This is a genomic window from Candidatus Edwardsbacteria bacterium RifOxyA12_full_54_48 (genome assembly GCA_001777915.1).
Classification (GTDB): Bacteria; Edwardsbacteria; AC1; order AC1; family EtOH8; genus UBA2226.
Map to the genome: position 1 here is coordinate 308,198 of MFFN01000002.1, position 9,476 is coordinate 317,673.

Genomic DNA, 9,476 nt, shown 5'->3' on the forward strand with positions numbered 1-9,476 from the left:
CCGCCGGATATTTATATATAATTACCATTGATTGCGGGCGTAACTCAGTGGCTAGAGTGCTACCTTGCCAAGGTAGACGTCGTGGGTTCGAATCCCATCGCCCGCTCCAGTAAATATCAGGACAGGCTTTAAAAGCCTGTCCTTTTTATTGCCTATCGACAGTTTTCCCGAATTATCTAATGGGGCAATTTTGATGGACTATTTTGTCCCTCTGCCCTTTCTGTCCGGGCAGAAAGGGCGAAAGACCCGCCGGGGGCACAGGGCTTAACGATTCATGAGACACTTATATAAACAACCATTATTTGGTGAAAAGAGCACACGTTGCGAGGCAGTGATCGTTTTTGTATTGTTTTCCGCAGTTATTCGCACTGTGCCCCCGGACCCCATTGGGACGCTTGGTCCGCTTAACTTAACCTGTAAGTATTTACAGGTTAAGCCGGGTCTTAGGGCCTGCACTGAGAAGAGCAACTTGCTTTACTTATGAAGTGGGACGGCTACGGTCGGCGTTACTGGCATAATAGTCTTGGTGATAATAAAACAGCGGGTGAAGACATATTATTATTGATCACGTTAGTTTGCCGCCCCTAAAACTTCAGACCCCACCCTACCCTCCCCGAACCGGGGAGGGATAAAGGGAGAGGTGTTATAAGAGAAAGCGGGAAAGTAATTTTAGCAGTAAAATTAAATCAAAAAGGCAGGATGCTTTTCAGCAGTCCTGCCTTATACTGGTACCGAGGGTCGGAATCGAACCGACACGTTCTTGAGGAACGAGGGATTTTAAGTCCCTTGCGTCTACCAGTTCCGCCACCCCGGCATTTTGTTTCGTACTCGTCTACTTGCTTTTTGTCATACCTGCGAAAGCAGGCATCCAGTCGGAACATGGATTCCCGCCTTCGCGGGAATGACCCACTTTATTTATATCCATTTAACTGGAGGCGGCTAGCGGGTTCGAACCGCTGAATAACGGTTTTGCAGACCGTCGCCTTACCACTTGGCTAAGCCGCCTCAAATATCAATAAGCCAATTTTACCAGTTTTCGGCCCCGCCTGTCAAGAAAATCCCTTTTCAGCCTAGTTCCCCAGCCGGTACTCCAGCTTGGTCCGGGAGGATCTGCTCAGATCGGACAGGGTCTCGGCGCTTTCGGTCAGCAGGTCCAATATCGACGGCCGGCGTTTCCTCTCCCTGATCACCTTGGGGGTATCCTTGAGCCCGGCCATGGTGCCGGCCATTATCACCGCATCGTCCTGGGTTCCCAGCCGGTCAACCAGTTTAAGATTATAGGCCTGCCGGCCGGAGAAGACCCGGCCGTCGGCAAATAGCTTTACCGAGTCCAGCGGAATGCCGCGCCCTTCCGATACCGCCTCCATGAACTGCAGGTGCACATCGTCGATCATCGACTGCAACAGGGCCCGCTCCTGGGGCGTCATCTGGCGGAATGGCGAGGCCAGATCCTTGACCGCCCCGGCTTTGATCACCTCGTAGCCGATGCCGATCTTGCGGAACAGCTCCTCCAACACGGCGTAGCTTAAAATTACCCCGATGGAGCCGGTGAGGGTGCCGGGGTTGGCCACGATAGAGTCGCAGCCGCAGGCGATATAATACCCGCCGGAGGCCGCCACCTCGCCCATGGAGCAGATCACCGGTTTTTTGGTCCGGGCGTTTCGGAGGGCCTCATATATCTCCTGGGAAGCGGCCACCCCGCCGCCCGGCGTCTCCAGCCTGACCACTATGGCCTTGACGGAGCTGTTGTCGCGGTATTTCTTTATCTGCCGGACGGTGTTATCCGATGAGACTATCGGCCCGACGATCTCCACCAGTCCCACCGATTTTCCGTAGGAGAGTTCCATTGATCCCTCATTGGAGACCGCCATCACGATGGCGCCTACGAAGATGACGGCGAACATCAGCACCGCAACCGCGATCAGGGTTATGAACAGCCCTTTTTTCTTCATCGAACACTCCTGATTAACAATCCGAATATACCGGAGTTCATAGGACGCAGATTTTCGCAGATTACCGCTGTTTTATTTATTGTAATAAGATCCCGGAAATCAGCGTTTATCAGCGTCCAAAATAATTCATTTCATTTTTTTGGCTAACGTCACCAACTGGCTCACCATGTCCTTCTCTTTGACCTTGGAGATGATCCTTCCCTTTTGGAACAGCAGGCCCAGACCGTCTCCGCCGGCGATCCCTAGGTCGGCCTCCCGGGCCTCGCCCGGCCCGTTGACTGCACAGCCCATCACCGCTATCTTCAGCGGTTTCTTTATCCCGGCTATTCTCTGCTCCACCTGAGCGGCGATCCCGGCCACGTCTATTTTGCAGCGACCGCAGGTGGGACAGGCGTGGACCACCGGGCCGAAGGTCCCCAGCCCCAATGACTGAACGATCTCCCGGGCCACCGGGATCTCCTTGACCGGATCGCCGGAAAGGGACACCCGCACTGTATCCCCGATGCCCTCGGCCAAAAGGGTTCCGATGCCCACCGCCGAACGAATGGCCCCGGCGGCCGGGGTCCCGGCCTCGGTGATACCAAGATGCAGAGGATAGGGAACCATGGGGGATATTTTCCTATAAGCCTCGATGGTCATGGGCACATCCGAGCCTTTGAGGGAGATCACGATATCGTCGAATCCCAGGTCCTCCAGTATCTGAATATGGCGCAGGGCGCTGTCCACCATGCCCCGGGCGGTGGGATGGCCGTCCCGAGCCAGAATATCCTTCTCCAGCGAGCCGGCGTTGACCCCGATGCGGATGGGAACCTTTTTGCCGGCCGCAGCCTTGACCACCTGTCTGATCTTATCTTTGGAGCCGATATTTCCTGGGTTGATCCGCAGTTTGTCCACCCCGGCATCCAGGGCCATCAGGGCCAAGCGGTGGTCGAAATGAATATCGGCCACCAATGGCATCTTTGTCCCCTGCCGGGTACGGGCCAGGGCGGTGGCAGACTTTTTGTCCGGCACCGCCAGGCGGACGATCTGGCACCCGGCCTTCTCCAGTTTTTTGATCTGGATCAGGGTGGCCCTGATGTCGCAGGGGTCGGTGTTGGTCATGGACTGGATGGACACCGGGGCGCTGCCGCCGATGACCAGATTCCCCACCTTGACCGGCTGGGATCTCCGGCGGGGATAGGTATTTATAAGGCCTGTAGATTTCATTACGATGGATTATAACTCTTTTAAAGGAGATAATCAACCATTAAAATGTCCCTGCATTCATACTTGCAGGGACTGAGAATAACTGGGTTTTATCTACTGCTGACAACAATTTCATTATATTTCTTAATCAGATCATTTAATAAGGTGATTTCTTTCTTTGACATTCTTCTGCCGCCATTAAATTTATTTATCGCAAATATGCTGCTTCCTATTGCCAGACCGGCAACTGTAGTTATGGCAATTACCTCCCCGGCTGCAAGAATCGATAAACCCGCCATGCTTTCAGGTCCAGAGGAGGAAGAGAAAGCCCAAACCATAAAGGCAGATCCTATGACAGCACCAGTGATAAAACCGTATTTAGCCCCTTTCTTTATCGGTCTAGCTTCTGATCCCGCAGCATTATATAAGCTATCTGCTTTAAGATAGATTTCTCTCAGGTCATTATAAACGGAATAATTATAGGAACTTTTGTGGCGCACCTCAAGGGCCTTAAATTGGTATTCCGACAAATGAACATTTTCAAAAGCAATTGAATCAATCATTGTAGGTTCATTTGAAAAGTTACCCATTCCCCGTTCCGGCATGACGGTAGCGCATCCGTACATAAGCAGCATTGGGAATAGAATTACAATTAGCCTTTTATTCATATTGATGCCCTTATTTACTTTTTAATGCATTATCGCAAATAGTTAGGGAAAATGCAAGAGGGGAATAAAATTCCCCCTCCGCATCGGAGGGGGTTGGGGACGGTCAAACCTGCCGGGCATACAGGTAGGGACACGATGCATCGTGTCCCTACGGTATGCGGGCAATGACACAGGGCAAAAATAAAACCCCCTTCCCTCATGGGGAAGGGGGTTGGGATTAGGTCTGTTTACGCGGTGGCCTCGGGTTTTTCCTCCCCGCTCTTTTCGCTGACAGCTTCTTCCGGTGCGGAAGTCACTAATTTCTCCGTTTCCTTCTTGCCTTTGATGGCCTGGTTCAAGGCATCGCCGAAGGCCGTGCCCGTCGACGGCTGTTCGGCCTTAAGGTAAGGCTTTATCTCTCCGGACTCCTGCTCGGCCTTGAGGATCTTCTGGGACAGGGCTATCCGGCGGTTGGAGGAATCGATCTCGATGATCTTGAGATCCAGCTCCTCGCCGCCCTTGAAGGTCTCGGCCAGCTTGTCCTCGGTGATCCCCTCCAGCTCGGAGACCGGCACGAATCCCTCGAAGCCGTGATCCATGTCAACCAGCAGGCCCCGCTCCAGCGGGCGGTTGACCTTGCACTTGAGGTCCTGCCCGATGGAGAACTTGCTGCCGATGTCGGCCCAGGGATCGTCCTCCAGCTGTTTGATGCCCAGGGAGATCCGGCGGTTGTCCTTGTCTATGTTGGTTACCATGATGTCGATGCTGTCGCCCTTCTTGACCACCTCGCTGGGATGCTTGATGCGCTTGGTCCAGGAGATGTCGGAGATGTGGATCAGACCGTCGATGCCCTCGTCCAGCTCCACGAACACCCCGAAATTGGTGATGTTGCGGACCTTGCCGCTGACCTTGCAGCCGATGGGATATCTCTGCTCGATGGTGTCCCAGGGATCCGGCTCCAGCTGGCGCAGGCCCAAAGATATCTTCTGGTCGTTCTTGTCTATCTTCAGCACCACCGCGTCCACCTCGGCCCCGATGGAGACCAGTTTGGAGGGATGCTTGACCTGCTTGGTCCAGGACATCTCGGAGATGTGGATCAAACCCTCCACCCCCTTCTCCAGCTCGATGAAGGCCCCGTAATCCACGATGGATACGATCTTGCCCTTGATGGTGGCCCCCACCGGGAACTTGGTCTCGATATCCTCCCAGGGATGCGGGGTTAGCTGCTTGAGGCCCAGCGAGACCCGGGATTTTTCGCGGTCGTATTCCAGGATCTTGACCTTGAGCCGTTCGCCCAGCTTGACCAGCTCCGAGGGGTGGTTGATGCGGCCCCAGGACATGTCGGTGATGTGCAGCAGCCCGTCCAGCCCGCCCAGGTCGATGAACACCCCGAAGTCGGTGATGTTCTTGACGATGCCCTCGCGCAGCTGTCCCTTGTCGATCTCGGCCAGGATGGCGGTGCGCAGCTTGTCGCGCTCGGCGTCCAGCACCGCCCGGCGGGAGACCACTATGTTGCGGCGTTTCTTGTTGATCTTGACGATCTTCAGGGGGACGAACTGGCCCAGCAGGCTGTCCATGGTCTCCAGCGGCCGCAGGCCTATCTGGGAGCCGGGCAGGAAGGCATCCACCCCCATCAGGTCCACTATCAGGCCGCCCTTGATCCGCTTGACCACCTTGCCCTCGATCTGCGATTCGTTGTCCAGATACTCCTTGGCTTTGTCCCACACCCGGATGAAATCGGCCTTGGATTTGGAGAGCACCATCTGGCCCTCCTCGTTCTCCATTGTCTCCAGGTAAAGATCCAGCACGTCGCCCGGCTTGATGGACTCCGGATCCGACAGCTCCATCAGGGGAACGATCCCCTCTGATTTAAGACCCACGTCCACCATCACCGAGTCCCCGCTGATGCGGAGGACCTTGCCGGTGATGATCTCGCCCTCCTCGAATGTTTTCTGATGGAAGTACTCATCCAGCAGGGCCCTGAATTCACCCGAATCCTGGGATTCCTCCTCCGTCAGGAACTCGTCTTTCTCGTCCTCCGGACGAAGTTTTTTGGTTTTGGCCATGTTTTGTGTTACTCCTTTTGGTATAGAATAGGCCGACCAATGCCAGCCTTGAAATCTCATTTCATATCGCCCACTAAACACACGAAAATACACTTAAAGATAAAACGACTTGACCGCAGAGCCTGCACTGAGCTAGCCGAAGTGATGCGAAGAAGATATTACTTATTTGATTTTGTGTTTTTTATTTTTGTTTTTTTGTGATGTCCCTTATCCTCTTGACCACTTTCCGAACCAGGGCGTCGGGGGTGGAGGCCCCGGCGGTGACGCCCGCCAGCCTGGCTTTGGAGAACCACCGGGCTTTCAGCTCGTCCTCGGTCTCCACATGGTAGGTGGGCTTTCCCACCTTGCGGCACATTTCGGCCAGCCGGGAGGTGTTGGCCGAGTTCCGGCCGCCCACCACAATCATCAGATCCGAGCGCTTGGCCAGCTGCATGGTATCCTGCTGGCGCACTTGGGTGGCCCGGCAGATGGTGTTGATCAGGTGGATGTCGTTGGTCTTGGATCCCAGGTACATCAGGGCCTTCACGAAATCATCGGTGGACAGGGTGGTCTGGGCCAGCACCCCTATCCGCGGCCCCACCTTGACCGAGTTGTGGTTGAAGACCACCGAATCCCGCCCGGCGTAGCCCTTGAGGGCTATCACCTCGGGATGCTCCTTCTCGCCGATGATGATCACCTGTCGATTCTCGTCCCGCAGGCAGGCCGCCGCATTCTGAGCCTTGGTGACGAAGGGGCAGGTGGCATCGATGATGGTCAGGCCCTTTTTGGCCTTCAGCTGCTGCAGCACCCGGGGATGCACCCCGTGGGAGCGGATGATCAGGACGCCATTTTTTACCCGGGACGGCTTTTCTATGGCCTTGACCCCCCAGCCCTCCAGATCCTTCACCACCTGGGGATTATGGATGATGGGCCCCAGGGTGCAGACCGCCTGCCTGCTCTTGGCCGCGGTCTCGTAGGCCAGCTTGACCGCCCGCTTTACCCCGAAACAGAAACCGGCCCTTTTGGCAACCTCTATCTTCATCGGCCCTCTTTCAGCCGGATTATCCGGTCCATCACCAGCTGGCTGATCTGCTGGTGCCCCTCCCTGCTGTCGGGATACTTTGCTATCTCGGCGGCGGTGATGGGCGGACCGAACCTGGTCAGCAGTTTATATCTCCCCTTCAGCAGTTCGGACAGTTTGCGGTTGGTGCCTTCTATGTAGGCCGGCACCACCGGAACCAGGCTGCGCCTGGCTATCAGACCCACCCCGGATTTGGCCGGCAGGAAATTTTCGGTGCGGCTGCGGGTGCCCTCGGGAAACATCACCACCGCCCAGCCCTGCCCCAGTTTCTTCAGGATCAGCTTGATGGCCGCGGCATCGCCGCCCTGGCGCCGGAGCGGCATGGCGTTCAGGGATGTTATCAGCCAGCGGAGCAGGAAGAATCGGAACAACTCCTGCTTGGCCACAAAGGTCACCTCCCGGGGGGCGGCGGTGCCCAGGAACGGGGGATCGACCAAAGCTATGTGATTGGAGGCGATTATGCAGCCCCCTTGAGGCGGAACCTGCTCCCAGCCGGTGACCCGGCGTCCCAAAAAATGCTTCAGCCCGAAATTCAGACTGTGCCAGACCATCCGGTAGAAGCGGGAATTAAAAGCCCGGCTGTCCCATATCATGCTGTCCCCGCTTTCTGCCTGACGGCCGCCAGCACCTGCTCCACCTGCTGTCCGATGCTCAGGGCCGAGGTGTCTATCACCAGCGAATCGGGGGTGCAGAGCAGCGGGCTGTCGGCCCTCTGGCTGTCCTGGGCGTCGCGCTCGGCTATCTGCCTCTCTATATCCTCCAGTCGGCAATGGGCGCCCCTGGCTGTCAGTTCCTCCATCCGGCGCCGGGCCCGCTGGGAGATGCCGGCCTTCATGAACACCTTGACATCGGCATCGGGAAACACCACGGTGGTGATGTCCCGGCCCTCCATCACCACACCCCCCTGACGGCCCATCTCCTGCTGCAGTTTGACCAGCCTTTGGCGGACCATCGAGATGGCCGAGATATCCGAGGCAGCCAGTGAAATCTCCGGGGTCCTGATATCCTGGCTGACATCCCGTCCGTCCAATATTGTCTGGATCCCGTCCGGGCCGGGCTTTTGCTCTATGGTGGTGGATTCGACTATTTTGGCCACCGAAGCTCTGTCGTTCAGAGACACATTTTCCCGAAAAGCTTTCAAAGCCATGGCCCGGTACATGGCGCCGGTATCAATATAGAGATATCCCAACTCCCGAGCCACCAGCTTGGCGGTGGTGCTTTTGCCAGAGGCCGCCGGACCGTCAATGGCTATGACCATTCTCCTGCCCGCTACTGGGATCGGCGGACCTCTTTAAGGACCTTTTTCAAAGCCACCACCAGTTTTTTATTCTGTTTCTCGGAGCCGATGGTGACCCTCAGGGCGGTGGGCAGCCCGTAGTTCTTGACCGGCCGGATGATGATGCTTAGCTTCTGCAGGCGGGTGAAGATCTCCATCGAGTCCAGCCGGGGGTCGACAAGTATGAAATTACCCTCCGACGGGACATAGAACAGCTTCATCTTCTCGAACTGGCGGTATAAAAATTCCTTGCCGGCATCGTTCACCCGGCGGCTGTGCTCCAGGTGCTTGACGTCGTCCAAGGCGGCCAGGCAGCCTGCCTGGGACAACAAGCTTATATTGAACGGCAGCCGAACCTTTCTTATCGAGGCGATCAATTCCGGATGGCCGATGCCATAGCCCACCCGAAGGCCAGCCAGACCGTATATCTTGGAGAAGGTGTGCAGGATGATTATATTCGAGTGATCCTTTAACAGTTCCAGGCTTCTGGGGAAATCGCTTCGGGTTATATATTCGGAATAAGCCTCGTCCAATATTATGACACAGCCCCCGGGAACGGCTTTGATAAAAGCCTTGAGCTGGTCGTGGCTGATCATGGTTCCGGTGGGATTGTTGGGATTGGCGATATAGACCACCTTGGTCTGCGGAGTGACCGCCCGGGCCATGGCCTCCAGATCAGGGGTATAATTCTTCAAAGGGACCTCGGTAAGGTCGGCATCGGTCATTTTGGCCGCTATCTTGCCCATCACAAAAGATTGCTCGGCCATTACCACATGATCTTTAGGCGCCACGAAGGATTTGAATATAAATTCGATGATATCCACCGAGCCGTTGCCGAATATCAGCTGGTTTTCGCTTACTCCCAGGTGATCGGACAGCCTCTGGCCCAGGGCATAACAGCCGTCATCGGGATACAGATTGATCTCCTTTAACGCCTGGCGGATGGCCTTGACCGCCAGCTTTGACGGGCCCAATGGATTCTCGTTGGAGGCCAGTTTTATTATCCTGCCCTTGAGCCCCAGCTCACGGCGTACTTCTTCGATGGGCTTGCCGGGAATATAAGGGCTGATGGAACCGATATTATCCCTGGGCTGGGGTATCATCTTATTGCTCCAACTACAGAGTTATCAATTGGTTATACTAAAATAACTTGATATTATAGCATAAAATGAATTTAAAATCAAGCAAAGAAAATTACATTGTGGTAGACTAATGATTATGTCAGGGGTTAACTGATTTGTGATAAAGTCAGGGTATGAGCAAAGAAAGAATCACCCTGACCATGAGCGA

At 55.3% G+C, this 9,476-nt stretch carries 8 protein-coding genes and 3 tRNA genes; 1 reads left to right on the forward strand and 10 read right to left on the reverse strand.

All coding sequences use genetic code 11. The features are described 5' to 3' along the window. Positions 1-33 precede the first annotated feature (33 nt). A tRNA-Gly gene (locus A2273_07315) sits at positions 34-109 on the forward strand. Between the two features lie 617 nt (positions 110-726). Here the strand turns inward: A2273_07315 and A2273_07320 are convergent. The 10 genes from A2273_07320 to A2273_07365 form a co-directional block, all read right to left on the reverse strand. Further along, positions 727-814, reverse strand: a tRNA-Leu gene (locus A2273_07320). A 116-nt stretch (positions 815-930) separates the two neighbouring features. Next, positions 931-1,005 (reverse strand) — tRNA-Cys (locus tag A2273_07325). 65 nt (positions 1,006-1,070) lie between these two features. Beyond that, entirely contained in the window at positions 1,071-1,952 is an 882-nt protein-coding gene (locus tag A2273_07330) for a hypothetical protein (protein OGF08733.1), read from the reverse strand. Between the two features lie 126 nt (positions 1,953-2,078). Further along, entirely contained in the window at positions 2,079-3,158 is a 1,080-nt protein-coding gene (locus tag A2273_07335; protein ID OGF08734.1) for a 4-hydroxy-3-methylbut-2-en-1-yl diphosphate synthase, read from the reverse strand. A gap of 89 nt (positions 3,159-3,247) precedes the next feature. Beyond that, a complete protein-coding gene (locus A2273_07340) occupies positions 3,248-3,805 on the reverse strand; it encodes a hypothetical protein (GenBank protein OGF08735.1) in 558 nt (185 codons plus the stop codon). Positions 3,806-4,032: 227 nt separating this feature from the next. Next, positions 4,033-5,850 (reverse strand): 30S ribosomal protein S1, encoded by a 1,818-nt coding sequence (locus A2273_07345; GenBank protein ID OGF08736.1) that lies wholly within the window; start codon positions 5,848-5,850, stop codon positions 4,033-4,035. A gap of 181 nt (positions 5,851-6,031) precedes the next feature. Then, positions 6,032-6,871 (reverse strand): 4-hydroxy-3-methylbut-2-enyl diphosphate reductase, encoded by an 840-nt coding sequence (locus A2273_07350; GenBank protein ID OGF08737.1) that lies wholly within the window; start codon positions 6,869-6,871, stop codon positions 6,032-6,034. Continuing rightward, complete coding sequence (locus A2273_07355; GenBank protein OGF08738.1) at positions 6,868-7,503, reverse strand: hypothetical protein; 636 nt, start codon at positions 7,501-7,503, stop codon at positions 6,868-6,870. The genes A2273_07350 and A2273_07355 overlap by 4 nt, the downstream gene beginning before the upstream one ends. Further along, complete coding sequence (locus A2273_07360) at positions 7,500-8,168, reverse strand: cytidylate kinase (GenBank protein OGF08739.1); 669 nt, start codon at positions 8,166-8,168, stop codon at positions 7,500-7,502. Before A2273_07360 ends, A2273_07355 begins: the two co-directional genes overlap by 4 nt. Positions 8,169-8,179: 11 nt before the next feature. Further along, positions 8,180-9,289: a histidinol-phosphate transaminase gene (locus A2273_07365; GenBank protein ID OGF08740.1), complete on the reverse strand. Its 1,110-nt coding sequence runs from the start codon at positions 9,287-9,289 to the stop codon at positions 8,180-8,182. Positions 9,290-9,476 lie beyond the last annotated feature (187 nt).